Consider the following 26997-nt stretch of genomic DNA (forward strand, 5'->3'; position numbering starts at 1 on the left):
TTCAGTGCTAGTGCCCGAACGGCACGTGAATGCTCGCCTTTCTTCCCCTTGTGGCGAAGGCGATAGTGAATGCGTGCTGATCGGTCAATGGTTGACAATCAGCGGCAATCATCGGTGAGTCGCTGACGCCGGCAACGGCTCGTAGCCACCGACTTTCGAGTGCGATACGGCTTCGAGCTTGTACAGGTCCGCCATCATCTCGGCCCACTTCCAGCTGGCCATGCCGGGGTCGACGAAGGCAACTCCGAGCTCATCTCTCAGCACTTCGGCGAAGCCGGGCGGTGCGATCTCGGCGAGGACGATGACCTCCGCGCCATCGCGCTGGACGGCGAGTCGCGCCGCGTCCCGCACATGACCGAAGAACGCGTCGGGATCTGCCTGTGCCGCAGGGATGGACATATCGACCGCGCGCACGGATGCCAGGTGCCGCTCCATGCCGCTGAGCAAGGCGCCCCGCTCGAGGTGTGGCACCCATTTCCGCCGTCCGGCGATGATGGAGAACCGGTGACCGAGGGTCGAGGCCAAGAGCATGCTCGCCTCGCCCATTCCGACGACAGGCAGTCTTACGCACTCGCGGAGCTCGGGTAGCCCGCCATCGAAGAAGCAACCGAGCACAACGGCATGCGCACCGGCGTTTTCGGCTTCACGGGCCAAGGCGATGACCGGAGCTATCACCTGATGCTCGTATTCGCGGTACTCGAGGTGCGGAGGCCCGCTGTCGAGGTGTCGGACCACGACCTCGTGATGTGGCGCTCGGACCGCTTTGATCGCGAGCATCACCTCGTCGTCGAACGCCGAAGTGCCTACGGGATTGATCCACCATATCGTGGTCATGTTTCCTCCAGGGCAAACGTCTCAGGCGTTCACCGGGGAGCTGGCACCCTCAAGGGCCGCATCCCTGCGCTGAGTGATCAGTTCGGCTAGTTCGGGTACTCGAACCAGCTCCACCGCACGGGCGAAGTCCTGTCGAGTGGCGTGTATCTGCTTCACGTGTCTTGTATGCATCATGTCCGCGACGGCCGAGATCTCCGGTGTGACATCGGCATCCAGCAACCACCGGCAGTACAGTGCGACATGGGAGAACGCCCAAGTCCCATGCAGGAACCCGAACGCGGGACGCTCCGTCTCAAGCCATGGTGCGTAGAAGGTCGCGGTGCTCTGTCGAAGGTCGTCAGCGATGCCCGATGCGGCGAAGAGATCGTTGAGCTCGGTGTGCGCTGCCTCATGGATGAGCTCGCGGCTGACATAGCGCTGTTCGGCGAAGTAGTCCAGGTGTGCTGTCGCCGGCAAGGAAGTGGTCGTCCAGCTTCGGATCTTCGCGGCGGTCGGCCGCAGCTCGGCGATCAGTGCCACGACTCGGGTGTTCCTGGCTACCGTCGAACCGAATCCGGCGGCCACGGCCGAGCCCAGAGCGCGCCGGACGAGATCACGGTCCGCCGCGGTGGCCGCTGCGTGGAGTTCGGCGGACGCGATCGCGACCGGGGCGGCGGTGCGTGCGGCGTCCTCGTCGAGGGCGGCATCATCGGTGAGCGCCGCCCATGCCGGATGGAGGACAACGATCGGACCCGCGTCCGTCTGAATCGGGTCCAAAGCCGACTCTTCCGAACGCAACATCATCGCTGCGCCGATCGCCTCGGTGTCCTGGTCCTGTACGGCTCGGCTCGCCGCTTCGAACACCTGGTGTGCCAGTGCGTAGCGCAAGGGAAGATCAGCACTGGCCGCTGCGCTCCAGGGATGGTCATCGTTGGTGTCGAGTGCGCGCAGTACGTCGTCAAGGCGCGCGATCTTGCTCGCCCGGTAGGCATCCACCTGCTGACTCAAACCGGTCGGCAACTGGTAGGTTGACACAGGCACGTTCACGGTTTCTCCTTGGCTACGTTAATTGTCCGAAATAAGTCGGGTGGTGACAGTGCCTATGGCTGTCACCACCCTTCCGTGCTCAGCTTTCGGAAATCGAGTTGCCTGTACGGGTGTCTTCCGCCAGGCGCCAGGCTTCCGCGTCACCATGCGGGGAGTGGTAGGCCGGGAGAACCTTGGATTCGTTTCGTCGGAAATCGCTGAAGACGTCCTGGAGTGCGCTGAGGTCAACATTCTTGTTCATGTGCTCTTCAACCACCTTTGTTGTCGATGGGGAGTGGTTTTTCAACAGTCGCGGCATGATGTGTTGCTCCCTGTCAAGGGCTGGCCGCGAGATTCACGCTATGTCGTGCGGAGGTCTCGACGAGGGGGCGAGCTTGAGGTTGCCCGATTTGGTCGGCGACGCTGCCCGTGTGGACACCTGTCAGACGGGTCCGCACGATCGCGGGCGGCCACGGTTCGCCAGGTCAACCTTGGTGGCTCCGGCCTCGTGGTCAGGATCCCCTGGTACCCCGTGAGTCCTCGCGTGTCACGCGTGCGCACTGCTGGGGTGACATCGTGTACTGATGGCCGAGTTCGCTCGGGTCGAGGCGCAGTCGCTTCATGTGGTCGACTCCTTACGTAATGTGTGCGGGTGCCCGATAGTGCACGTCTCTAGGGAAAATCGGGCACGGCGAGGTGTCCGCGCGATAACGGTGTACGCATCATGCTCCTCGTCGTCTACGGTCCAGATCGACGGTTCGGCAGTTGGGTGCACGGAAAGTGTCGGGTCGAGATAACAGAGGCTTCCCGGTGTTTTAGAACGTGTTTGGCTTTGTCTGCATCATTGGCGTCCGCGGTGTTCCATTGTCGCAATCTGCGGTCAGGGTTCTTGACGGAATAAATCGCATCATCGGGTTCTGGTTATTTACCGATAAGGCGATGGATGGGAGTTCGCATGCTGATTCGCGATGGAAAGGCTCGCGCCGAGTACACGGATTTCGTGGATCGTCAGATCGATATCACCCGTCGTGTGCACACCGGCGACGAGGATCTTGCGGCCTTGCATGCCGGCAAGCTGGTCCGGACGCTCGTCGCCGCCGCGGATTCCCGGCAGTTCGGGAGCGCGCTCGCGGGATGGCGTGACAAGGAGACCGCCATTCGGGCACTGGCCGACCCGCCGGAGACTTTCGTCGAGAAGATGCTGGCCGAGCTCGCTGTCCTGAGCCGCGCGGAATTTCGGTCCGGTTCCCGGGATGTGTTCACCCGTCCGATCGGGGAGTTCCTGCACTACTACGAGTCCTCGGGAACCACCGGAGACCCAGCGGCCGCGCCGAAGGCATTGGACGACCTGGCCGTGAACACGATCAACATCGGCGAAATGTGGGGTCGGTTACTCACGCCGGAGGACTCCGCTTTGGTCCTGATCAACGGTCCCTTCGCGCCGGCCGGGTATCAGTTCGAGAAGGTGATGGAGTACCTCGGCGTACTGTCGCTCCGGCTGTGGGTGGACAACGTGACTGGCGACTACACCCGGATCCTGCGCTTGGTCCGTGAGCTTTCGATCAGTACCTACGTCGGTGCCCCCTCGCGGCTGCTCGAGATGCTGCATTTCGCGTATCGGACCGGCGAGCCGGTGCCCCGGTTCCGCCAGTTGCTGCTGATGGCCGAGCAAACCGGTCCCTCATTGCTACGACACCTGGAGCGGTTGACCGGGGCGAGGGCTTTTGTCGGCACTTTCGGCTCGTCGGAGACGGGTACGACGGCTGTCACCTGTGAGGAGGGGAGCTTGCACCTCCAGGTACAGAGTTATCTGTTCGAGCTGGCCGACGCGCAGGGGATCCGGCGTGTCGGTGAGGGTCCGGACAAGGGCGAGCTGATGGTCACCTGTCTCGATCTGCCGGCGCGTCCGCTGCTGCGGTACCAGACCGGAGACCTGGTCGAGGTGAACAGCACCCCCTGCCCGTGTGGCTTGGCGCTTCCGGTGATGCGGACGCTGGGCCGCGCTCAGGACGTCATCGGTCGCGCCGGCGGGGGCGTCCGTCAAGAGGACGTGGAAGCCCTGTTGTGGTCCGAGAACAGTGCGGAGGTCGAGCACTTCACGGTACTCAACTACATGCTCGTGCTTCGTGGTCCCGATGTCGTGTGCCTCCTCACCACCGATCGCGAACCGGATGAGCCCGGTCTCGACGCGGTACGACGGCGTCTGGCACCCCTGTTCGACGGCCGCACGCTCGCGGTGCGGACGGTTCCCGTGCTGCCGCCGCTGGCCTTTCTCGGCTCATACCTCGGCTGGAAACTCTCACGGCTGGTCAATTTGGATGACGCCGCGATGATGGACAGGCTTCCCCCACCCATCGCGGAGGTGGTCAGGGATTCGCTCGCCAAAATCGAAGCCACCTTCCCGGCAGCACTCGGCCTCCCACGATTTCCACCCGGGCCACGACGTCCGGCCGATATGCGCCAGACGTCCCATCAGACAGGAGAAGTCCGATCGAATCTCCCGAGTTTGCCATGACCGAGGCGGAGAAGACCGAGTTCGTCCTCGGCGTGTACTTCAGGACACAGGCGGCGATCGAGAAATACCTTGGGGCAGAAGGATTGCCCGCATGGACCGATCAGGTGGCCACGATCAACTCCGCGGCGATGCTCAAACGCATCGAGGATCCAGCCGGGCGCGCGCGTGATCTGCTGACCGGGTTGGCCAGCATGCTCGATGTCTACGGCTCCGATACGGTCCGGACCGACGAGCCGCGGAGTACGACACTCGCTGTACGCCGGTGCGGCATCTACGACTATCGCGAGCGCGCGCAGGCGCAAGGCGTCGAGCTGACGCTGCGGCGCCCGTGTGAATACTGCGTCGACCTGCACCACCGGACGGCGGACAAGCTCGGCATCGCGGTGGAACACGAGCTGGGGGAGCGCAGCTGTCACTGGACCGTGCAAGTTCCCGAAGCCGAACCCGAGGAGGACCTTCCGTGATCCCGGCCGTCACCTTGCCGCTGCCGTACAGACGCGCCGCCGAATGTCCGTTCGATCCGGATCCCGAGTTCGCCCGGCTCCGCGAGACGCAGCCCGTGTCGCGTGTGTCGATCAATGGCGGGGACGAGGTCTGGCTGGTCACCCGGTTCGACCACGCACGCCAAGTGCTGGGGGACGCCCGGTTCAGTAGCGAGCTGACTCCGCTCGGGATCGTGCTCCCGAAGCCGGAGGACCGGACACTGGCCGACGAGGTGCGATCGCAGCAGCCCGGAACGTTCATCGAATGCGATCCACCGGAGCACACTCGGCTGCGGCGCATGATCGTGGGCGAGTTCACCGAGCAGCGGATGCGTGCTCTGCGCCCGAGGTTCACCGAGATCGTCGAGGAGAGGCTCGACGCGATGGCCGCGGCCGGGCCACCCGTCGATCTGGTGGCCATGTTCGCCCTCCCCGTGCCGTCGAGGCTCATCTGCGAACTGCTCGGCCTGGACACTGACGGGTTCGACTTCGCCGCCCTCACCAAGATCATGACCGACGTGATGTCAAGCCTCGAAACGTTGATCCCGGCGAGGGACGCGCTGCGCGCCGGGATGCGAGCCCATGTTCTCGCCGCCAGGGCTCACCCCGGAGACAACCTGCTGGGAAGGTTGGTGCGCCGGTACGGCCAGGAGGTGACCGACGAGGAACTTGTGGGGATCGGCAACCTGCTGCTTGTCGCCGGCCACGAGACCACGGCCAACATGCTCGGCATCGGTACTTTGGCCCTCCTGCGTAATCCGTCTCAGCTCGCGCGGCTCCGCGACGATCCGGCGATCGTCCAGTCCGCGGTCGACGAGCTGGTTCGGTACGTGTGCATCCCCCATCACGGTGAGATACGCACGGCCACCGCAGACGTGCAGGTCGGAGCCACCACGATTCGGCGTGGCGAGCAAGTGCTCGTATCGCTGCCGTCGGCGAATCGTGACCCGGACAGGTTCGCCTCTCCGGACGAGCTGGACTTCGACCGGCCACCACGGACTCATCTGGCCTATGGGTACGGTGTCCATCACTGCGTGGGGCTTCCGCTCGCCCGGATGGAGATGCACGTCGCCTTCCCAGCCCTGCTGCGGAGGTTCCCGTCGCTGAAGTTGGCGGTCGGATTCGACGAGGTGAGCTACCGCCGGTCCAATGTGACCTATGGCGTGCATTCGCTGCCGGTGACCTGGTAGGGACAGCACCGTGACAGGAGTTGCTGTGTCGAACATCGTGAAGATACTGGCGAGGGTTGTCGTAGACGATCTGAACGAGGCGATACCGCTCTATCAAGCGCTTTCCGGCGCCAAGGCGGCGAAGTTCAGCTACGGGAGCGTCAACTTGGCAAGCGTCGGCCCTTTTCTGCTCCTGGAGGCGGAGGGTGCCGACGGCTACACCGACCGGAACGCGACGATCCTCGTGGGTGACCTTGCCCCTGTCCTGCCCGAGATCGAAAGGGCCGGTGGCGAGATCATGGTCGCGCCGGCGGCTGGGCCCAACGGGGAGCGGATGGTGGCCAGACATCCGGACGGTTCCGTTTTCGAGTACATCGCCATCCCCGACAGCTGAGCACGATCGGGGGCCGCGACCACCGTTGAGGCAAACCAGACGACGAAGGACACCACGGGACTCCCGTGGTGTCCTTCGTCGTCTGGTTGCTGTTTTCTCTATCCGGCGAAGCGGATGGAAGCGACCTTCTTGTCGAAGCCCAGCGGTTCGAGGTCGAGTACGTTTCCGTCGACGAGCTTCACGGTGCCGGTGCAGTTGGCGCCGGTCCAGATCTTGTAGGTTCCAGTGGCCTGGATCGACGAAACCTGCGCCGGCTGCCGGACGTTGGCGCACCCGGGGCCGGAGATTCCCTGTGAGCCATCGGGCTCGGTGAGGTTCTTGCCGCTGTTGAGGATGGCGCTGGTCGCGGTCAGGGGCGCCGCCGCGTCCGGTGTGCCGGACGGAGCGCCGGCTGTGGGGGCTTCGCCGAAGAACACCGACCTGATCGCGTTGTCGAAACCGATGGTGGCGAGGTCGAGCACGTCCTCGGTGATGACCGCCGACTTACCTGTGCAGTTCGGGCCGGACCAGATCTTCAGCGACCCGTTGACGGCGATCGACGAGGCCACGGCGGCGCGGGGGACACCCTGGCAACCGACAGGAGGGCTCGAAAGGCCTTGCGAAGCGCCGTTGTCGCTGAAGTTGGCGTCGTCGAAGAGCACCGCACTGGTCGCCGGCTTGACGACTGTCGCGGGTACGGACGCCGCGGGGGCCGACGTGGGCGCCGCGCCCGCGGCACCACCGGCTTTCTGGCCGTTGGGCTTCATCCCGAACCATGTGCCGCCGACACCCTGGCCGAAGGTGTCTCCGGGCTTCTTGTCCTTGTTGAACAGGTAAGCGGGCCAGCCACCGATGGTGACCTGACGAGTGCCATCGTCGCGGGTGACGACGCCGACAGCCGATGCCTTCACACCGGCGACGAAGACGCGGCTACCGGGGCCGACAAGGAGCGGGGGCCAGGTCACCGCACAGTCGCCGTTGCAAGTCGACTTCGACGGTTTCGCCGAGTCTTTGTCGAACCTGTACACCGTGCGGCCGGCACCGTTGACGACGACGGGGTCCAGTTCGCCCGCCTTGCTCGCCTTCAGCTGAATCCACACACGCTTGGCCTGTGGTTCGGCGTCGTCCGACGTACCACTGGGGCCTTTGGCCAGGTCGCCCTTCGTCAGATCCGCCTTGTTGGACTTCGCGGTGCCGGACAACAGGTTCAGCTCGCCAAGTTGGCCGGTCGAGGTCTGCGGTGCGGCCGGCGGGGGGCTTGCGGTGGTGCCACATGCCCCCAGCAAGGCGGCGCCGGCGGTCACGAAGGCAGCTAGATACACAGCTTGCTTACGGAACATGGGTTTGTTCTCCAAGGGATCAAATGTGCAGTCGCAGGGACCAGCGGTGCCGCCCTGCTGCGTACATCGACTACACGGATTCGCGCGGGGAAGGGTTCAAAGTGATTTCTCGGCTCCTCTCCACAGCCTGCATTGAACCCGTTCGTGCTGATCCACAGTGGACACGGTGTCCGTACGGGAAGCTTCGGCTTCCCTCGGGAGCGGGGTTTCCCGCGAAAGTCGTTCTGGTGTAACGCAAAGTGCATCACTGGTCTACTTATGCGCAGGCGCTTACCCGGATGTAGAGGAGGAAGGCTCACCCGGCGGGTAGAGGATTGGCGGATTGCGGGGAAAGCGTCCTTGGCCTTTCGGGCAGTGGTGAGTCTTGTACTGAGACGCCCCCTACTCCGGGAAAACCACGCCCTCGATCTCGACCAGCAGGTCGGCGCGGCAGAGATCGAGATTGAGAAACGCGATGTCGGCGGCGGGGCTGAACGCTTTCGCGCAGATCTCCCGCACGGTGTGAAGGTCCTGTCGGCGGCGGACGTACACCTTGATGTCGCGCAGGTCTTCGAGTCGCCGGCCCGGACGAAGATCATGGACGGCGAGGTTGCCCGAGCTGAGCAAGTGTTCGATGTTGGTCAGGGTCTCGCCGCACTGGTCGGCGATGTGTCCGGGGTGAACGGTTTCGTGTCCTACCACGCTGGCGGTGCCGGACACGTAGATGAACGCGCCGCGGTTCGGCGACGCGACATACGTGGCGCGTGCGAAACTGGGAGAGGAAGGACCATAACGTTCCGGGTAGCGCCACGCCGGCATCTGGCGGCTGTTCTCGACGTTGACGCGGCGTACGGAACGACCGGCCAGCAAGCAGAAACCAATGCCGCCGCCAAGCGCGCCGACACCAGTGGCCGCGGGCAGTTGGCTGTCCGTGAACGCGAACTCGCGGAACGCCTGCGACCTGCCCTGGCAGAAGTCCTGGTAGATCTCGAGGCCCTTGCTGTTCGTACCGTTGATGTTTTCGATGAAGTTCCACATCCGGAAGATCCGCTCGTAGCCCAGTGTCCGGGTCAGGCCGAGCGCTGTCGTGTACGCGGCCCGAACCGCCTCCATGCAGTCGTTCCCGTCGTCGATTCTGGCCGCGCAGAAGAGGTTCTCGCCATCGTATGCGTGCACGACGCCGTCGAGCGTGCCGTGCTCAACCGGACCGTCGGAGTGCCAGACCTCGGTGAACCCGTCGGCGGGGTCAGTCACGGCGTGCACAGTCAGCTCGGGAAAGCCGTGGGCCAGGTGTGGATCGCGGCTGTCGAGACCGTAGGTCACCGCACCCAGCACAGTGGAAGTGGCGGCGGAGTCCGGCTGGAATGAAGAGATCAGCAAACCAGGGCACCCTCTCCCGGCTCGACACGTCCGTGGCCGCCGCGTGTCGGCTACGGGGTTATCGGCTGCAGCGCTCGACTGTGAATCTTGTTGATCAACGGTACACAACGGAGATGAGGTGGTCCGGTTCGTGCACTTGTCGGCTAATCTTCGTGCACGTTCGGACACGGCCGACGGCTCGTCCGGGCCGCACCGCGCCGCGCTCGACTACCTTGAACCGCCAAGTCGTTTCACATAACCCTCGGGGGACCGAAAACCTATTGGGGGATCACGTGGTCAACGATGCTCGGATTCGTCCTATCCCCGAGCTGTTGGTGGACAACGCTCGTGTGCAGGGGGACAAGATTGCTTACGAGGACGACTTCCGAGCGGTCACGTGGAGCGAGCTGGAGGCCAGGACCGCTCGGCTCGCGGCAGGGCTCGGAGCCGGCCGCGGCGATCGAGTAGCCCTCCTGCTCGGCAACGGTGTGGCGCTGGTGGAGGCTTTGCTGGCGGTGAGCAGGGCGGCAGCGGTAGGCGTGCTTGTCAGTCCACACAGTACGGAAGCGGAATTGGCGCGTTTGTTCGCCGACTGCGAGCCGAGCTTGGTGGTGGCTGATCGGCAGCGGTTGCCACAAGTGCTGGCGCTCGGTTACGACCGGACGAGGGTCGTCGTCATCGGGACCGAGCCAGGAGACGACCTCGCCCACGTCGAAGGGGCTGCTACCGACCCGGCGCGGCGACCACTCGACGATCTCGGACTCGATGAGCCCGCGTGGTTGATCTACACCTCTGGCACCGGTGGCGCACCGAAGGCCGCGATCTCCACACAGCGAGCGGCCCTGTGGTCACCGGTGCACTGCTACGGCCCGGTGTTGGGACTGTCCGCTCAGGACCGGTTGCTGTGGCCGCTGCCGATGTCCCACAGCTTCGCCCATTCCCTTTGTCTGCTGGGTGTCTTGGTGGCCGGCGCGACCGCACGAGTCTGCTCCCGCCGGGATCCGGTGATGGTGGCGAACTTGATCGAGACCTTCGAACCGACCGTGCTCGCCGGCGTGCCCGCGACCTATCGCCAGCTGCTCGCCACCGGCTTGGCGCAGGCCCCGTCGCTGCGGATTTGCCTGACCGCGGGCGCCCCCAGCGACGCGGCCTTGCGCACGGAGGTCGAAGCGGCGCTCGGTGCGGCGTTGCACGACTGCTACGGCAGCACCGAAACATGCGGCATGATCGCGGTCGAACCCGCGAACGCGCCGCGCGCGCCCGGAACGAGCGGTCCGCCGATCCCTGGCGTCGAGATCCGGCTGACCAGCCCCGACGATGAGGTGTGGGTGCGGAGCCCAGGCTTGTTCTCTGGCTACCACAACGCGCCCGAGCGGACCGCTGAGGTGATGTCGGACGGGTGGTATCGCACCGGAGACCAGGGGCGTGTGGACGAGCACGGCTATCTCACGGTCACCGGGCGGGTGACCGATCGCATCGCGCGAGGTGGCCACAAGATCGATCCGGTCGAGGTCGAGCGAGTACTGCTCGGTATACCCGGCGTGCATGACGTGGCGGTTGTGGGACGACCACACCCGCTCATGGGTGAGGCGCCGGTGGCGTTCGTGGTCCCCGCAGGTGACCCCGTCGATCCGGCAGCGCTGCTCAGTGCCTGCGCGGAGGTCCTTTCTCCGTACAAGGTTCCAGAGGAAATCCTGCCCATCCCCGCGATCCCGCGTACGGGATCCGGTAAGCCGAAGCGCCGGGTGCTCCGTGACGCGCTGCGTGAGGCGCGCTCGGACGTGGCCGAAGAGTTCGCCGCGCTGCCATCCGGGGAACGCCGCGCCAGAGTCCTCCAGCTCGTACTGGACGAAATCGTCGCAGTCATCGGTACTCTGCCTGATCCGCGAACCTCCTTCGCCGACTTCGGTGTCACGTCGCTGCAGGCGACAACGTTGTGGCAGCGCATCGGCACCAGGACCGGGTTACGGCTGGCAGCCACCCTGGTATGGGAGCACCCCACCCCGGAAACGCTGGCGGCACACCTCGATGGACTGCTGGACGGCGATACGGCCATCGAGGTCACAGACCGGCCGGTCCCTCGGAACGATCCCTCGGAAACGGTGGCGATCGTCGGGATCGGCTGCCGGTATCCCGGGGGAGTGAGGTCACCTGAGGAACTGTGGCGGCTGGCGCGCGACGGCCACGACGCGACCGGCGACTTTCCCGTGGATCGGGGCTGGGACCTGGCTTCGTTGTACGATCCGGACTCCGAGCGGGCCGGGACCAGTTATACCCGCCGGGGTGGGTTCTTGGCCGACGTGGCGGACTTCGATCCGTCGTTCTTCGGGATCTCACCGCGTGAAGCACTGGCGATGGACCCCCAGCAGCGACTGCTCCTGGAGGTCGCGTGGGAAGCTCTTGAGCACTCCGGTGTGGCGCCGTCGTCGCTACGCGATACTGAAACCGGAGTCTTCGTCGGTCTGATGCACGGCGGCTACGGCGCCCGGGTCGAACTGCCCGAGATGGAGTCGCATCTGGTGCTCGGCTCTGCGGGAAGCGTCGCGTCCGGCAGGATCTCCTACGCGCTCGGGCTCCGCGGTCCATCGATGACGATCGACACGGCCTGTTCGTCGTCACTGGTGGCTATGCACCTTGCCGCCAAGGCGCTGCGCGCGGGTGAGTGCTCGCTCGCGCTGGCCGGTGGCGTCACGGTGATGGCCACCCCGCTTTCCTTTACCGCGTTCAGCCAGCAGCGAGCGCTGTCCCCGGACGGCCGGTGCCGCTCGTATGCGGCGGGCGCCGACGGGACGGGGTGGGCCGAAGGCGCTGGCGTGGTCGTACTGGAACGGTTGGAGGACGCCCGCCGCAACGGCCATCCGGTGCTCGCGGTACTGCGCGGGTCGGCGGTGAACTCCGACGGCGCGTCCAACGGGCTCACCGCGCCCAGCACCGTGGCACAACAGGAGGTCATCCGCCGCGCACTGTCGGACGCTCATCTGCACGAGTCCGATGTGGACGTCGTCGAGGGACACGGCACAGCGACCAGGCTCGGTGATCCCGTCGAGGTCACCGCGCTGCTCGCCACCTATGGCCGGAACCGGGCCGAGAACCGGCCACTGCTGCTCGGGTCGGTCAAGTCGAACCTCGGGCACACCCAGGCCGCCGCGGGAGTGGCAGGACTGATCAAACTCATCTGGTCGCTGCGTCACGACGAGCTGCCGAGGTCCCTGTACGCCGAGGAACCCACGCCCTACGTCGACTGGTCGGCCGGCGCTGTACGGCTGGTGGCGGAGAACACGCCGTGGCCTAGGGGAGAGCGGCCCCGGCGTGGCGCGGTTTCCTCGTTCGGCATCGGCGGCACCAACGCTCATGTCATCGTCGAGGAACCGCCCGTACCGGCCTCAGTCCCTCGGCCGCCGGTGAGACTGGCCACGGCGCCGTGGACGATCGGAGGCGCCGATGAGACCGGCTTGCGGGCCAACGCGGCCGGCATCGCCGCCGCGTTGGCCGATGAGTCCGTTGTAGACATCGCGTATTCGCTCGCGACGACCAGGTCCGCGCTCAGCCACCGGGCGGCCGTGCTCACCGGGGACCGCACGGACATGCTCGCCGGTCTTCGTGACTTGGCTCGTGGCGCCGAGAATCCTCTGGTCCGCAAGGCCGTCGCGCGACACGATCCGAGGCCGGTCTTCCTGTTCACAGGTCAGGGCGCGCAGCGGCCGGGCATGGGGCGGGAACTGGCTGAGGCCTTCCCGGTTTTCGGTGAGGTGTTCCGGTCTGTGAGCGCGGAGTTCGGGGCGCACCTCGACGTTCCGCTGGCCGACCTGTCCGCGGACCTGCTGGACCGCACGGACTACACACAGCCCGCCCTGTTCGCGTTCGAAGTGGCGATGAGCGCGCTGCTCGACACGCAGGGTGTCCGCCCAGGGCACGTCGTCGGCCACTCGGTCGGTGAACTGGCCGCGGCGCACGTCGCGGGCGTGCTGTCCCTGCCCGACGCGGTCCGGCTGGTCGCGGCGCGAGGCCGGGCGATGGCGGCGATGCGCCCAGGTGTGATGGTCTCGGTGCAAACGACCGAGTCCCACGCGGAACAGCACCTCGACGACGCTGTGGTCATCGCGGCGGTCAACGGGCCCGGTGCTGTGGTGCTCTCCGGAACCACCGCGGCGGTGAACGCCGCGGTCAACCGGATCGGGCGACCCCACAAGGTGTTGCGCGGCGGGTACGCGTTCCACTCGCCCCTGCTGGACCCGGTCCTCGACGAGTTCCGAGCCGTCGCCGAGTCCGTCACTTACCGCCGACCGGCTGTGCCATTTGTGTCGACGCTGACCGGGCGCCCGGAATCCGACGCGCTCACCGATGCAGGTTACTGGGTGCGCCAAGCCCGTGAGGCGGCTCGCTTCGCCGACGCGATCGGCTGGCTCGCCCAAGCCGGCTCCACGGATTTCGTCGAAGTGGGGCCTGCCGCCGCCCTCACCGTGCTCGCGGACGGAGTCGTCGACCCGGCGGCGCACGCGACGTTCGTGCCCTCGTCCCGATCCGCCGGAACCGAGCCGGCCGCCCTGCTCGACGCGCTGGCCACCCTGCACGTCCACGGAGTGCCCATCGACTGGCCCGCGGTGTACGCGGGCAGCAACGCCCGTCGCTGCGACCTTCCGACCTATCCGTTCCAGCACCAGCGCTACTGGATACATCAGGCGCCCGCGTCCCAGAACCGCGCACCGTTGTTGGGTGAGCCACACCCCGACGCCGACGGCCTGGGAACGCGGCACACCAGCCTGGTGTCGACCGCCAAGCAGCCCTGGCTCGCCGACCACCGGATCGGCGACGACGTGGTCGTGCCCGCGACCGCCTTCGTGGACATGGCGTTCCAAGCGAGCGGATCGGCCCGTTTGGACGAGCTGGTCGTCCATCAGCCGCTGTTACTGCCGGAGGCGGGCGAAACGCGAGTCCAGGTCGTCGCGGGCGAGCACGACGAGGACGGTCGCCGCACGGTCGCCATCTGGTCGGCTCCGGACGGGGACGACGGTGAGTGGACACGGCACGCCACCGCGACAGTCACCTCCGCGATGTCGTGTGAGCATGAGGAAACTCCCGGCGCGTGGCCGCCCGCCGGTGCGGAACGGGTACCGATCGACTATGGCGAACTGGCTGGGCGCGGTCACCACTACGGCCCTGCTTTCCGAGCCGTCACCGCACTGTGGCGCCTGGGCGACGAGTTGTTCGCCGACGTTGACCTCCCAAGCGGCGAGGCTCAGGAAGTCGCCGCGCATTCCCTCCATCCGTGCCTGCTCGACGCCGCCCTGCACGCCTCGTTGCTGGCCACGGCCCCGGACGAACAAGCCGCGGTGCGAGTCCCCTTCGCCTTCACCGGCGTCGAACTCCACCGGACCGACGCGGTAGCGGCGCGCGTGCGGATCACTCGCAACGGCCCGGACGACGTGCGGGTCAGGCTCACCGATCCGGCGGGCAGGCCGGTTTCGACCATCGAGTCGCTGGTGACGAGACGGCTCGACGGTCGTGCCCACGCCGACGCGCTCGGCGCACGTGCGCTGCACCGTGTCGAGTGGGGTCCCGTCCCGCCTGGACTCGTTGCGCGTGAACCTGCCGCGACGCCGGGTGAGGTGTTCGACACCCGCACGATCGAGGCGACCGGGACGCCGCCGGAACGCACCAAGCGGTTGGTCGCGGCCACACTCGACCGCCTGCAGAAGCCGCACACCGGCCGGCTCGTAGTGGTCACCCACAACGCTACTGGCGCTGATCCAGACCTCGCCGCGGCCGCGGTCTGGGGAATGGTGGGCAGCGCCCAACAGGAACAACCCGGCAGCATCGTGCTCGTCGATCTGTGCGGCGACCCGGTGTCGGAGGCCGCACTGGGCAGGGCCATCGCATCGGGTGCGGCGCAGGTCTCCGTCCGCGGCGGACAGCTCCTGACCCCCAGGCTGGTGCGCGCGCCCATCCCGGACGGCGACCCCATCCCACTGAGCGGCGACGGAACACTACTGATCACCGGCGGCACTGGCGCACTGGGCAGGACACTCGCGCGCCACCTCGTGTCCGAACGCGGTGCTCGGCACCTGACCTTGGCAAGCCGCCGCGGTGAACGACCGGACTGGGCGGACGAACTGGCTGCCGAGGTCGTCGTCGTGTCTTGTGACGTGAGCGACCGAGCTGCCGTCGATCGACTCGTCGCCTCATGTCATCCGCCGCTGACCGCGGTGTTCCATCTCGCGGGTGTGCTGGACGACGGGGTGCTGAGCGCCATGGATCCCAAGCGGTTCGCGGAGGTGCTCGCCCCGAAAGCGGATGCCTCCTGGCATCTGCACGAAGCCACAGCGGACCTGGAGCTCTCGGCGTTCGTGCTCTACTCGTCCGCCGCTGGCGTGCTCGGCAGGCCGGGTCAGTCGAACTACGCGGCGGCGAACAGCTTCCTCGACGCCTTGGCCAGGCACCGGGTCGCCCACGGATTGCCTGCCCGGTCGTTGGCCTGGGGACTGTGGGCGTCGGACGGCGGCATGGACGGGCGCACTCCGCGGCAGACCGACGGCGTGCTGCCTCTCAGCGAGGCTACCGGCATGGCCGCGTTCGAGCTGGCGATGCGCACGGATGAACCCGTGCTCGTACCCATTTTGCTGGACGCGCGACCACAGGGCCCTCCACCCGCGATCGTGCGGGATCTGTTCCCGGCCGCCGCGGAGGCCGAGCCTGCTCCCTGGTCCCACACCCTCGCCGAGGCGCCACCGGAAGAGCGCGTCGCCATGCTCACCGAGCTGCTTCGCACCGAGCTCGCGGCGGTTCTCGGCTTTCCGGACACGGCTTCGATGCCATCCGACAAGAACTTCACCGACCTCGGATTCGACTCGCTGACGGCGTTGCAGCTGCGTAACCGGCTCAGCGCGTCGACCGGGCTGCGGCTGAGCCCGACGACCGTGTTCGACCATCCGACGCTGCCGCGGCTGACCGACCACGTTCACGGACTGCTGATGAATTCCGCGCCTGCCGAGCAGGAGCCTGCGCAGAACCTACGGCCGGCCGCGCTATATCACCGGATCCTGCGAGACCAAGATCCGTTCAAGGCGATGAGTCTGAAGTACTTGGCCTCGTACGCACTGCCGTCATTCTCCTCCTCGGAACGGTCGCGGCACGCGGTCGCGCCGACGCTGCTCGCCTCGGGAAAGGGCGACCCGGTGTTGTGTTACCTGCCCAGCTATCTGGCGGTCGGTGACCCCACGCCCACTCATCTGTGCAAGCAGTTCGACGGTAGGCATGACTTCTTCCTCTTGAGCTATCCGGGGTTCGGCACAGATCGGGCTGTACCGGTGGACGTGGAAACGCTCGTCCGCACGTTCGCCGACTCGGTACGCGCCATCGCGGAGGATCGGCCGATCGTCCTGGTCGGACATTGCGCGGGCGGTGTGGTGGCACACGCTTTGGCGGCCCACCTCGCCGACACCGGTGTGGCTCCGTCCGGTGTGGTGCTTCTCGAAACCGACCACGGGGTGACGAACCGCGACGACGCCCGCGCGCTCGCGTTGCTGGCCGCCGAAAGACGTCGCCCAAGCGAGCTCTATGACGATCCGGCGGCGGACGTGGTGGCGCTCGCGAGTGGTGGTTATTGCAGGATCTTCGACGGCTGGCAGCCCGAGGCGTCGCCCGTGCCGACACTGCTGGTTCGCGGTGGTCCGACGCCGGAGATGACCGAGGCCGACCCGGCGCGCGACTGGAAGCCGCGCTGGCCGTTGCCACATTCCCCGATCGACGTGCCAGGGCACCACGACACGGTGCTCACCGACCACGCCGACACCACCGCGGCGGCGATCCGGACCTGGATCGAGCAGCGCTAGTCCGAAGCCATGGCGGCGACGAGGTCCGCCGGAATCGCGTACTTCTCCATGATCCCTGCGGCCAGCCGAGCGAAGCGGTCCGCCTCTTCCAACTGGCCGAGCTCGAGAAGAACCTGCTGGAGAGAGGTGAGCACCCGTACCTCGCCCAGAGCGTTGCCCAGCTGCTGCGCGACGACCAAGGACTGGTTCAAGTAGACCGCCGCTTCTTCGAGGCTGCCTTGATCGTGCTTGATCCGGCCCAGATCACGGAGAACGTGGCTTTCGAGCAGCAGATGTGGTTGTGCCTGGCGCTGATAGACCTGGAGTCCTTCGCGCACGAGCGCCTCCGCCTCAAGCAGCTTTCCCTGCTTTCGGTAGACCGTCCCCTGCAGGCTCAGAAGCCACACATCGCTGAAGCCGTCACCTTCCTCACGCACGATGGGGAGTGCGCGGGCGCAACATTCGAGTGCTTTGGCGAATTCGTCCTTGAGGTAGTGGACGTGGGCCGAACCGGCCAGGGCGACCGCCTCGTGCAGTCGAGCGTCGGGGTGCGCGGCACCGGCGTTACGCCAGTACTCCCGGCTCGCGGTGAAGCATTCCATCGCCTTGTCGATCCGGCGAGCGTAGTTGTACGCGTGCGCGATGGAACCGATCGACCACATGCGCGCGTAGTCGTCGCCGCGCCGCTCGGCCGCGACGACGGCGAGTTCCTGCAGTTCGATCCATTCGTCGATGTCCGGGCCGAACCTGAGGTACTCCCATACCGCGGAAACGATCTTCCAGACGTGTTCGTCGTAGCCGAGTTCGGCGGCGTAACGAACGATGCTGCGCAGAGCGGAGGATTCCGCGATCACCCACTGCGCGGCGGCCGTGCTGTCGGCGAACTCGACGGGGTCGCAGTCGTCGGGCGGCGGCTCGAGTCGCATCCGCCTCTTGCCCCTGGCGGGTTCGAGCACCCGGTTCGAGTTGTCCAGGGTATACAGGTACCAGTCGAGCAGGTGACGAGTGGCCGCCGACCGTTGCTCGACCGTCTCGTCCTCTCGAACGAGCTCTTTGGCGTACAGGTGAATCAGGTCGTGGATTTGATACCTGCCGCGGCCCGACCAGGTGATGAGATGGCTGTTGGCGAGTATGTCCAGCAGCCGGCGCGCTTCCACGACCGAGGTCCCGTGCAGCGCGGCGGCTGCTCCGGCGCTGATCTCCTCGCCGGGATACAGCCCGAGCCTGCGGAACATCCTTGCCGGTTCCGGTTTGAGTGCCTGGTACGACCAGGAGAACACCGGCCGTATCCCCTCGGTGTCCGTACCCTCGGGCGCCAGGGCGCTGAGCCGGTCACCTTCTCTGCTCAGTTCGGCCACGACGTCGCGGACCCGCAGATCGGTCCGTAGCGCGAGCCGCCGCGCCACGATGCTCAGCGCGAGCGGCAGATGTCCACAGAGGGCCGCGATCCGGTCAAGGTCTTCGGAGACTCCGGAAGTACGCGTGTCACCGACACTGCGGGCGAGGAACGTCCTGGACTCAGCCGGGCGCAGCGGCCGGAGGTCGAGGACCTGTGCCCCGTCGTGCACGACCAGGCCGTCGAGTCGGTTCCGGCTCGTGATCAGGACGAGGCAAGACGATCCGGGGAGCAGCGGCCGGACCTGCTCGCTGGTCAACGCGTTGTCCAAGAGCAGAAGCATGCGTTTGCCCGAGAGCATGCTCCGGAACCGGGCACTGAGTTCGGCCAGGCCCTCACCCGGCGTGGTGGCGTAACCGCCGAGATCACCCAACAGCTTGGCGAGCGCCTGGGTCGGATTGACCGGCGGTTCGTGCGGGTCGAAACCGCGGAGGTTGACGAACAGCTGGCCGTCGGGGAACCGATCCGTGAGGTCGTGGGCCAGGTGCACGCTCATGGTGGTCTTGCCGACGCCGCCAGGCCCGCTGATGATGCCGATCGCCGGAGCGGCGGGGGAATGGCCCGGCGCTTCCTGAGTCACGAACTCCCGTAGCTGCGAAAGCTCGATGGTGCGGCCGATGAAGGAGGGGATCGCGGTGGGTAGTTGTGCTGGAACCGACTGGGTACCAGGCGACTCCGAGCCTGCGAGATCGGCTCGCTGCGGGATGCCGGTCAGCAGCTCCGGGTCACCGTCCGCGATCCTGTCCCGCAGCCGGGTAAGGAATGGACTCGGGTCGATACCGAGCTCGCGGGCCAGCATGTTCCGCACATCCGCGAAGACCGCCAAGGCGTCCGCCTGCTTGCCGCTGCGGTACAGGGCCTGCATGAGCAAGCTCTGTGGACGTTCGCGGATGGGGTAGTCGGCGGCCAGCGCGCGGAGTTCGCCGAGCGCGTCGTCGTGCCGTCCTTGGATCAGCAGCGCGGTCGCATGGTCCTCGATCAGTCCGAATCGCTGTTCCTGCAGACGCTGCCGGGCGCCATCCACGAACGGCCCGGTGGTACCGGCCAGCGGATTCTCGCGCCAGAGACTCAGCGCGCTCTCGAGTTCCCTGGCAGCGGTCCGTGGATCCGACGCCAGCAACGAATGTCCTGTCGCCAGGTGGGTGGTGAACCGGTCGACGTCGACGTCCAACTGTTCCGCGGACAGCCGATAGCCAGGTGACGCCGAACGCAGGCGGCCGGTCAGGGACCGCGAATCACGATGGGGATCCAGAGCCCGGCGGAGTCCGCTGATGTAGGTGTAGACGCTGGCGACCGGGTTGCCCGGCGGCGTCTCGCCCCACAGGCCGTCGATGATCTCCTCTAGGGAAACGATCTCTCCCGCTCGCATCGCGAGCATGGCGAACAGCGTGCGCCGGACAGCCGGCCCAAGGTCGACTTCCCGGACGCCCAGGAACGCCCGTACTGGTCCGAAGAGCTGAACGGACAGCTCATTCTCACGATCGCGACTACGTTCCGTCACGGTGCTCCTGATCCGTCGGTCGTCATGACCTCAGCCGTGCTGCACGCAGCGTTACTCGAATCTGACACTGAGCGAGGATGCTACTCGACTCATCGTGCGAGTTCAAAACGGGTCAGGGAAGAACTTCCGACGTCTTGTTCAGCTCGAACTGACAGCCTTGAGGAGGTCCTCGGAGATGGAGTTGCGTTCCATGAGGTCCCGGATCCGCCGACGGTGCGTCTCGGCCTCGGCGAGCTGCCCAAGGTCCTGAAGGACGGACTGCAGCGGCTGCAACATCCGGATTTCCGTCAGTGCGTTGCCCATGTCCTTGGCGATCTTCAGTGCCTGCTGCAAGAAGACCGCGGCTTTTTCCAGCTGTCCGCGGGATTGCTCGATCAAGCCGAGGTCGAGGAGGATGAAGCTCTCGAGCATCGGCGACCGACGCGGTTGTAGCCTGCACATGCTGAAGGCTTCCTGCAGGTGGCCTTCGGCCTCAGGGAGCATGCCCAGAACCCGGTAGACCGTTCCGGCAAGGCCCAAGGCCCAGATCTGGCCGGGTGCGTAGCCGTTCTCGCGCAGGGCAGGTAGCGCCTCGTGGCAGTGCTGCAACGCATGCTGTGGATCACCCGCGTAGAACAGGATATGAGCCGAACCTGTCAGAGCCAGCGCCTGGAGCAGGCCGGTCTTCGGATGGCCGACGCCATCGGTACTCCACAGTTTCAGGCTGAGGTCGAAGTACGCCTTGGCTTGGTCGAGACGTTGCAAGTACAGATATGTGTAGCCCAGTTCACCGGCCAGCCACAACTTCGCGTGGGAGTCGCCCCGCCGCGTGGCCGTCTCGAACGCGTCTTCCAGCAATTCGGTCCACGTGGGCTCCCTCGGTCCCTTGCGCTCGTCTTCCCATACGAGGCACAGGGTTTTCCAGACGTGGTCCTCGAAACCGTTCCCGGCGGCGTGGCGCAGTACGGCGCACAGGCTGGGGGATTCGGCGAGTATCCACTTCCTGGCGGTCGCTTCGTCCGCGAAATCCAGGGGCCGGCAGTCGCCGGGGGGCGGTTCAGGGCGGTGCCGGGTGGCGCTCCTCGCCGGATCGACCTGGTTGGTGGCCTTATCGGTGGTGTAGAGATACCAATCCAAGAGGCGTCGTGTCGCGGACGCGTTGTGCTGGGGGCTTTCGTCGCCGTGGACGAGCTCCTTGGTGTAGAGGTGCAGCAGGTCGTGGATGCGGTACCGGTCACGGCCCGCCCAGCTGATGAGGTGGCTGTTCGCGAGGGTCTCGAGCAACTTCCGCGTTTCGTGCGGGGCCCCGGAGATGAGCGCTGCGGCGGCACCGGTGCTGATCTCGTCGCTGGGATAGAGCCCCAGATGGCGGAACAGCCGTGCCGGTTCGGGTTTGAGCGCGTGATAAGACCAGGAAAACGCCGGCCTGATCGCGTCGATGTCGGAGCTCAAGGCGTTGAGGCGGGCACTTTCGTCGCTGAGTTCGGTGACCACGTCGCTCAAGCACACCGATGGCCGGTCGGCGATACGACGTGCGACGATGCTCAGCGCGAGAGGGAGATGCCCGCAGAGCGCGGCGATGCGGTCGAGGTCGTCCGAGGTCTCATCCGTCGGCCCGTCGCCGAGCAGACGCGCCAGGAATGTGCCGGATTCCTCCGGCGGGAGCGGTTCGAGGTCGATGACGTGGGCGCCGTTGCGGGCGACGAGGCCGTTGAGCTGATTACGGCTGGTGACCAGCACCAGGCACGAAGATCCTGGTAGCAATGGACGGACCTGCTCGCTGTTCAGCGCGTTGTCCAAGACGACGAGCATCCGTTTGCCTGCCAACGCGCTGCGGAAGTGAGCGCTGAGTTCGGCTTCACTTTGCCCGGGGGTGACCGGGTCCTCGGACAGGCCACCGAGCAGTGCCGCGAGCGCTTGAGCGGGGTCCATGGCCGGTTCGTGCGGGTCGAATCCACGCAGGTTGAGGAACAGTTGCCCATCAGGGAACTGTGCGGTGAGTTCGTGGGCGGCCCTCAACGCGAGGGTGGTTTTCCCGACGCCGGCCGGCCCACTGAGCACTCCGATCGTCGGCAGGTCCGGCGCGCCGGACGTGCCGAGCTCGACCACGGCCCGTAGCCGCACCCGGTCGTCCCCGCGGTCGATGAAGTCGGTGATCTCCCGGGGCAGTTGCGCCGGGATCCGCGCGACCGGCGGGGTCGAGACAGGCGGATCGGTACTCTGTGGTGGCCCGCTCAGTAGTTCGGAGGCACCGGTGGCGACGCGGGCGCGCAGGTGCTGCAGCTGGGTGCTCGGCTCGATCCCGAGTTCGGCGTCCAGAGTCGACTGGAAGTCGGCGAACACCGCCAGCGCGTCCTCGGTACGCCCGGCTCGGTACAGAGCCTGTATGAGCAGGCTTCGGGGGTGTTCCCGCAAGGGGTAGTCAGCGACGAGATCGCGCAACTCGTCCAGGACGGCGTCGTGCCGCCCGAGGGTGAGCATCGCCGCGGCACGGTCTTCGATCAGATCGAAGCGTTGTTCCAGAAGTCGGAGATGGGTCGCGAGGGCGAACGGCCCGCTCGCCCCGGCGAGCGGGTCGCCGTGCCAGAGCTCGAGGGCGGCGTCAAACTCGGTGAGAGCGGCGGCGGGGTCGGCGGAGAGAAGGGTACGTCCGGTCTCCAGATGCCTGGCGAGGCACGTCGCATCGACGGTGATCTCGTCGCCGTCGAGCCGGTAGCCTGGTGACACCGATTCGAGCAGGATGGACGACGAGTGAGGTTGGAGTCCTCGACGGAGTACGTTGATGTAGGCGTAGATGCTGCTGGAAGGGTTCCCCGGTGGCGAGTCGGCCCACAGACCGTCGATGATTTCGTCGTGAGACACCACGTTTCCGGCGCGGATCGCGAGCATGGCGAACAAGGTCCGGCTTCGGGCCGCTCCCAAAGGCACCTCGTGATCGCCGACGTGAGCACGCACCGGGCCGAGCAGTTGCACACGTAGTCCGCGTCCGCTTGTGTCATCCGGCGTGCTGCCGTCGATTCGTGGGAGCCGATCGGCGGGGGCCGTCCCCGATGGTCGCGGACTGTCCTGAGCCAAGGTGCCCTGCGGCGCGGAGTCGAGCACGGGTGCGTCCTTTTGTTCGTTGTAGCCTCATCGTGAAGTCGTTTTCGGTACCGCCACTGGTGTGAGCTACGGGAAGAAAGTACAACCCGGAGTGCACCGGACGGCGATGAAGTTGCCCTATCTGCTTGACTTTTCGGCATACTCGGGCACTCGATGGCGTCATCGAGTGTGCGGGGCGCGTGCATGTGTTATCCGAGTGGTTTCTCGTCGAGCCATGAGGAGACTGGTAATGCTCGCGAGGGTGAACACCACGACCTCGTATCCCAACAGGTAGACGAAGCCGGTCACGTGGGCTTCGCGAACCAGGTGCGGAACCCCCGCTGAAGACGATCTCCCGGCCAGGTAAAACACCGCGCCGCCCATGGCCAAGCCAAGCGAACCGGCGGCTTGTTGAGCTGTGGTCAGCAAACCCGACGAGGAACCCGTGGCGTGGGACGGAACCTGAGCCAGCACCTGGGTGAAGGCCGTGGTCGTGAACACTCCGAAACACAGTCCGCCCAGTACCATCGGTGCGGCGAGCTCCCATGGCCGCGCGGCGGCGCCACGCGCCACGACGATGACGCCGATCACGAGCATCGAGAGGGCGAGCAAGCCGGTCACCTTGGCCAGCGCCGCTCGCCCCAGCCGCTCGACGAACCGCACCGACCACCGCGCGCCCGCTCCGGTGGCCGCGGCGAACGGCAGTTGCGCCAGCCCGGCTACCACCGCGGGATGGCCGAGCCCGCTCTGCAGGTATACCGACAGAAAGAAGAAGAACGGCGGAACCCCCGCGAAGAAGGTGGTCACCACTACCAGTCCCGCCCGCAATCCGGGATCGCGCAACAGGGAGAGTTTCAGCAGTGGCTGACCGCCGGCGCGTTCCTTGGACAGCTGGTGCGACACCAACATCGCCAGGATCACCGGCGCGGCGCAGAGCATCACCACGGTCCACCAGGGCCAACTCGCCGAATGCCCCATCGTCAGCGGATAGACGAGCAGCGCCAGCCCCGTCATGGCCAAGCCCATGCCGACCGGATCCACGGCCGCTCGTTCACCACGCGCGGACGCGGGCAGAAGACGTATCCCCCAAAGGGCCGCGATGCCGACGGGCACGTTGATGGCGAACACCAGCCGCCAGTCCAACCCCGGCACTTCCAGGTGGATGAGCAGCCCGCCCAGTACCGGGCCGGTGACCGTGGCGATCCCGATCGCGGCCCCATACGCGGCGAACAACGGACCCCGCCGCCGCGGTGGAAAGGCGATCTGGATGAGCGAAAGAACCTGAGGCGCCATCAAGCCGGCACCCAGACCCTGCAGGACTCTTGCGCTGACGAGCGAACCGACATCAGGCGAGAGCGCACACGCCGCCGATGCGAACGTGAACAGCGCCATGCCGATCGCGTACAGGCGGCGGTACCCGTACTGATCGCCCAGCCGCCCGGCGGTGATCAGAACACAGGCGAAGGCGAGCGTATAGCTGGACGCCACCAGTTCCGTCGCCCCGGCCGACGCCGCGAGGTCCCTTCGGATGGACGGCGACGCGACGTTCACGATCGAGACGTCCAGGAATTGCATGAATGTCGCGCTCACCAGCACCGCCGTGGAGACCGCGGGTCTGGCCACTACAGATCTCCGCCGTGCATGACCGCGTCATGAGCGCGCAGGTAAGCGGCCTTGTCGTGAAAGGACCGAGCCAGGCTGTCGCCGTATTGGACCAGTCTCTCGTGGGCCGGACGACGTGTTTCGTAATGTCGGTCAAGCAATCGTGAAAGCTCGAGGTCGTCGCGTGCTTCGGACAGGATGGAGGTCAGGACGGCAGCGTCTTCCATGCTGTAGCTCATCCCTTGCCCGGTCATCGGATGGCAGGCGAACACGCTGCTTCCCAGCAGTATCACGTTTCCGTGGTGGTAGGGCTTGCTGGTGTACGCGGAGATGGGTGCCGGTTCGAATTCGGCCGTTTCCAAGTGTCGGAATGCCTCGTCGGCTTCGGGAACGAAGGAATACAGTACAGGCAAAGAATTGAGGTATTTGCCGGTGTGCGACCTCGCATCCTGATCACGAGGCACGCCGAGGAAGATTCTGGCCGAGTCCGCTGTGACCGGGTAGAAGTAGGCCAACCAGCCGGTCGAGCCGAAATAGAGGCGATTTCGCAGGTCGGACTCGGAGGACAAGGGGACCGTGGCCATCCGGAGGACATGGTCGTACGTCAGTGTGTCGAAGTGGGGCCTGACCAGGTCACGCAGCGGCGTGGCGGAACCACTCGAGTCCACAAAGGCACGAGCGGAGATCCGGGCGCCGTTGTGCAGGATGGCCTCGGTAGCCGTCGCACCCGCCGTGGTGACAGCCGCTATCTTGCTGTCGAAGCGGACATCCACGTTGGGTAGTTCCGCGCATGCTTCGAGAATGGTCCCGACGGTTTCGACGTAAGGGACGACGAGATAGTGCCCGAGCTCTGTATGCTCGACGAAGTCATAGGGCAGGAGTGACACACCATCGTGATAGAAGTCGATCCTGTCCCGCTGCAGCGCTCCTCGGCTCCGCAGCCGATCAAGCAGCCCGTGTTCGGCGAGAAGGCGTATTGCGCGAGGTTTGAGGATGTCCGCGCCACGATGGCCCGGGCCGGGATTCGCGTCGACCACGACCACGCGTAGGCCCTTCCTGCCCAGAAGCAGCGCCAGGAACGATCCGCCGACCCCAGCGCCGACGATCACGCAGTCAGCCTCGCACGGTGGCGGCATTTCTCGTGAGCCGGCGGTCATCGCTCGGCCACCACGTATCTGCCGGGTGCGATGATGCCGTCCGGGTCGCATAGCCGCTTCAGCTCGCTCAACGGACCGTCCTGGAAGTCGACCGAGCGGTCGGCGAGTTCCAGTGGTTCCTGATCGATGTTCGACCGGTAGGGAGGAAAGCCCGCGCGCAGGAAAGACTTTCGCGCTGCTCGGCGCAGGGCGTGCGCACGTTCGATCGACGCCGGTTCGCGGACGAAGGGTATCTGCGTCACCATGTTGGTCGAGTGCTGGGAGATCACATTGAACTCCAGCATGGCGGCTGTCCGGTGGGCTTCGGACTCGATTCGCATGAGGTCGATCGCTTCGAGCAGGCTTGCCCGGCGAAGTGGAACTGTGGGCAGGAACATCAGCCAGCCGACGGGTGAGGCGTCCACCTGCGCGCAGTCGTCGACCCGCATGCCCGCCCGCAGCGGGGCACAGCTGGGTATGCCGTGCGCGAAACGGGCTCGATCGTACAGATCATCGGTTTCCGGTGTACTCGCGGAGTCGATCGCCCGGAACGTTTTCAGTTCGGTGACCGCGTGAAAAACGGTTCGGATGTCACGCTCGGCGTTCTCGACATCGGGTTGTGACCCGAGCAGGGGCACCTGGACTGTGACCGAGCCGGGGTCGGCGCTTTCCGGTACGGCCGGTGAACCACCTTCCGGCACAACGAAGATTTCTTTGAGCCGTAACAGGCCATTGGTGGGGATACGTGATCTGCCGACCCTGATCATGGCCTCGAGCACCGGACCAAGCGCCTTGTCAGCGAAGGTCGCGTGGATCAGCTTGATCGCGTCCGGGCGTGGGATCAAGCTGATGGCCATCGCGGTGACGATGCCGAGATTCGACTGCACGAAAGCCCGGGTCAGGTCCGGCCCGGCGATGGCGCCGGAGCGCAGGCCGTGCCGATCCAGTCCACCGGTCGTCATGATCTCGCCGGTACCGAGCACGACCTCAACGCCGAGCAGATCTTCGCTGCGGGCACGGATCGTGCCGTCACCGCGCTCGAGCGTGTTGCCCACGATACTGGCGTCCGCGCAGCCCGCGGTCACGTTCAGCATCCAGGGCGTCCCTGCGAGCAGTTCACTGAGTTGCCGCTGGGTAACGCCGGGCTCGATCACGGCGTAGCCCTCGTCGAGATTGAGTGTGCGAACGATGTTCATTCCGCTCAGGTCGAGTACCGTGCAGTCGTCCACCACCGGTGAGCGGGATCCCATACCCCAGTTGCGCCCGGTACTCAGCGGGTAGAGCGGTGTCTTCTGTGATCGTGCGGCGAGCACAATCTGCCGGACCGACTCGGTGGTAGTGGGGAAGTGTGTGGTACGGACCGTTCTGGGGCGATGCTCACCCAGGTCTGGCTCGGCACGATGGGCAGGCTCGCCCACGCCGACATGCTGAACAGGCC

Annotated in this window: 15 protein-coding genes and 1 pseudogene; 5 read left to right on the top strand and 11 right to left on the bottom strand. The window is 66.1% G+C overall.

Going from position 1 to position 26997, the window contains the following annotated elements:
- Positions 1-108 precede the first annotated feature (108 nt).
- From MJQ72_RS20255 to MJQ72_RS20265, 3 genes are all read right to left on the bottom strand, one after another.
- Entirely contained in the window at positions 109-834 is a 726-nt protein-coding gene (locus MJQ72_RS20255; RefSeq protein WP_240600933.1) for an aspartate/glutamate racemase family protein, read from the bottom strand.
- A 21-nt stretch (positions 835-855) separates the two neighbouring features.
- On the bottom strand, positions 856-1860 hold the full coding sequence (locus tag MJQ72_RS20260) for an aKG-HExxH-type peptide beta-hydroxylase (protein WP_240600934.1): 1005 nt from the start codon (positions 1858-1860) through the stop codon (positions 856-858).
- 79 nt (positions 1861-1939) lie between these two features.
- On the bottom strand, positions 1940-2158 hold the full coding sequence (locus tag MJQ72_RS20265) for a hypothetical protein (RefSeq protein ID WP_240600935.1): 219 nt from the start codon (positions 2156-2158) through the stop codon (positions 1940-1942).
- A 636-nt stretch (positions 2159-2794) separates the two neighbouring features.
- On the opposite strand from MJQ72_RS20265, the gene MJQ72_RS20270 reads away from it, so the two are divergent.
- The 4 genes from MJQ72_RS20270 to MJQ72_RS20285 are packed head-to-tail and all read left to right on the top strand — an operon-like array spanning position 2795 to position 6399.
- Positions 2795-4354, top strand: coding sequence for a phenylacetate--CoA ligase family protein (locus tag MJQ72_RS20270; RefSeq protein WP_240600936.1), 1560 nt, complete (start codon positions 2795-2797; stop codon positions 4352-4354).
- The gene (locus tag MJQ72_RS20275) at positions 4351-4818 is read left to right on the top strand and encodes a hypothetical protein (protein ID WP_240600937.1); all 468 of its coding nucleotides are present in this window, start codon (positions 4351-4353) and stop codon (positions 4816-4818) included. Before MJQ72_RS20270 ends, MJQ72_RS20275 begins: the two co-directional genes overlap by 4 nt.
- The gene (locus MJQ72_RS20280) at positions 4815-6026 is read left to right on the top strand and encodes a cytochrome P450 (RefSeq protein ID WP_240600938.1); all 1212 of its coding nucleotides are present in this window, start codon (positions 4815-4817) and stop codon (positions 6024-6026) included. The genes MJQ72_RS20275 and MJQ72_RS20280 overlap by 4 nt, the downstream gene beginning before the upstream one ends.
- 25 nt (positions 6027-6051) lie before the next feature.
- A complete protein-coding gene (locus tag MJQ72_RS20285) occupies positions 6052-6399 on the top strand; it encodes a hypothetical protein (RefSeq protein WP_240600939.1) in 348 nt (115 codons plus the stop codon).
- 98 nt (positions 6400-6497) lie between these two features.
- On the opposite strand, the gene MJQ72_RS20290 is transcribed toward MJQ72_RS20285, so the two are convergent.
- Both MJQ72_RS20290 and MJQ72_RS20295 read right to left on the bottom strand, forming a co-directional pair.
- On the bottom strand, positions 6498-7733 hold the full coding sequence (locus tag MJQ72_RS20290; RefSeq protein WP_240600940.1) for a hypothetical protein: 1236 nt from the start codon (positions 7731-7733) through the stop codon (positions 6498-6500).
- Positions 7734-8099: 366 nt separating this feature from the next.
- On the bottom strand, positions 8100-9077 hold the full coding sequence (locus MJQ72_RS20295) for an FkbO/Hyg5 family chorismatase (RefSeq protein WP_240600941.1): 978 nt from the start codon (positions 9075-9077) through the stop codon (positions 8100-8102).
- A 113-nt stretch (positions 9078-9190) separates the two neighbouring features.
- Between MJQ72_RS20295 and MJQ72_RS20300 the strand changes: the two genes are divergently transcribed.
- The gene (locus tag MJQ72_RS20300; protein WP_396426968.1) at positions 9191-16885 is read left to right on the top strand and encodes an SDR family NAD(P)-dependent oxidoreductase; all 7695 of its coding nucleotides are present in this window, start codon (positions 9191-9193) and stop codon (positions 16883-16885) included.
- On the opposite strand, the gene MJQ72_RS20305 is transcribed toward MJQ72_RS20300, so the two are convergent.
- From MJQ72_RS20305 to MJQ72_RS20330, 6 genes and pseudogenes are all read right to left on the bottom strand, one after another.
- Positions 16882-19761, bottom strand: coding sequence for a BTAD domain-containing putative transcriptional regulator (locus MJQ72_RS20305; RefSeq protein ID WP_396426969.1), 2880 nt, complete (start codon positions 19759-19761; stop codon positions 16882-16884). The two genes, MJQ72_RS20300 and MJQ72_RS20305, sit on opposite strands and share 4 nt — an antisense overlap.
- 138 nt (positions 19762-19899) lie before the next feature.
- Positions 19900-21849, bottom strand: a complete 1950-nt coding sequence (locus tag MJQ72_RS20310) for a tetratricopeptide repeat protein (RefSeq protein ID WP_240600943.1) — start codon at positions 21847-21849, stop codon at positions 19900-19902.
- A 210-nt stretch (positions 21850-22059) separates the two neighbouring features.
- A pseudogene (locus MJQ72_RS45135) lies at positions 22060-22629 on the bottom strand (BTAD domain-containing putative transcriptional regulator); the annotation flags it as partial.
- Positions 22630-23001: 372 nt separating this feature from the next.
- A complete protein-coding gene (locus MJQ72_RS20320; protein ID WP_240600945.1) occupies positions 23002-24444 on the bottom strand; it encodes an MFS transporter in 1443 nt (480 codons plus the stop codon).
- Entirely contained in the window at positions 24444-25532 is a 1089-nt protein-coding gene (locus MJQ72_RS20325; RefSeq protein WP_240600946.1) for an FAD-dependent monooxygenase, read from the bottom strand. The genes MJQ72_RS20320 and MJQ72_RS20325 overlap by 1 nt, the downstream gene beginning before the upstream one ends.
- A 44-nt stretch (positions 25533-25576) precedes the next feature.
- Positions 25577-26977, bottom strand: a complete 1401-nt coding sequence (locus MJQ72_RS20330) for an FAD-binding oxidoreductase (protein WP_240600947.1) — start codon at positions 26975-26977, stop codon at positions 25577-25579.
- Positions 26978-26997: the final 20 nt, after the last annotated feature.

This window comes from Amycolatopsis sp. EV170708-02-1, from assembly GCF_022479115.1.
Taxonomy (GTDB): Bacteria; Actinomycetota; Actinomycetes; order Mycobacteriales; family Pseudonocardiaceae; genus Amycolatopsis.

Bases quoted from the DNA above. Each gene is read 5' to 3' on its own strand.
- MJQ72_RS20265 (WP_240600935.1), bottom strand. From the start codon at position 2,158: ATGCCGCGACTGTTGAAAAACCACTCCCCATCGACAACAAAGGTGGTT.
- MJQ72_RS20255 (WP_240600933.1), bottom strand. From the start codon at position 834: ATGACCACGATATGGTGGATCAATCCCGTAGGCACTTCGGCGTTCGAC.
- MJQ72_RS20300 (WP_396426968.1), top strand. From the start codon at position 9,191: ATGAGGTGGTCCGGTTCGTGCACTTGTCGGCTAATCTTCGTGCACGTT.
- MJQ72_RS20275 (WP_240600937.1), top strand. From the start codon at position 4,351: ATGACCGAGGCGGAGAAGACCGAGTTCGTCCTCGGCGTGTACTTCAGG.
- MJQ72_RS20270 (WP_240600936.1), top strand. From the start codon at position 2,795: ATGCTGATTCGCGATGGAAAGGCTCGCGCCGAGTACACGGATTTCGTG.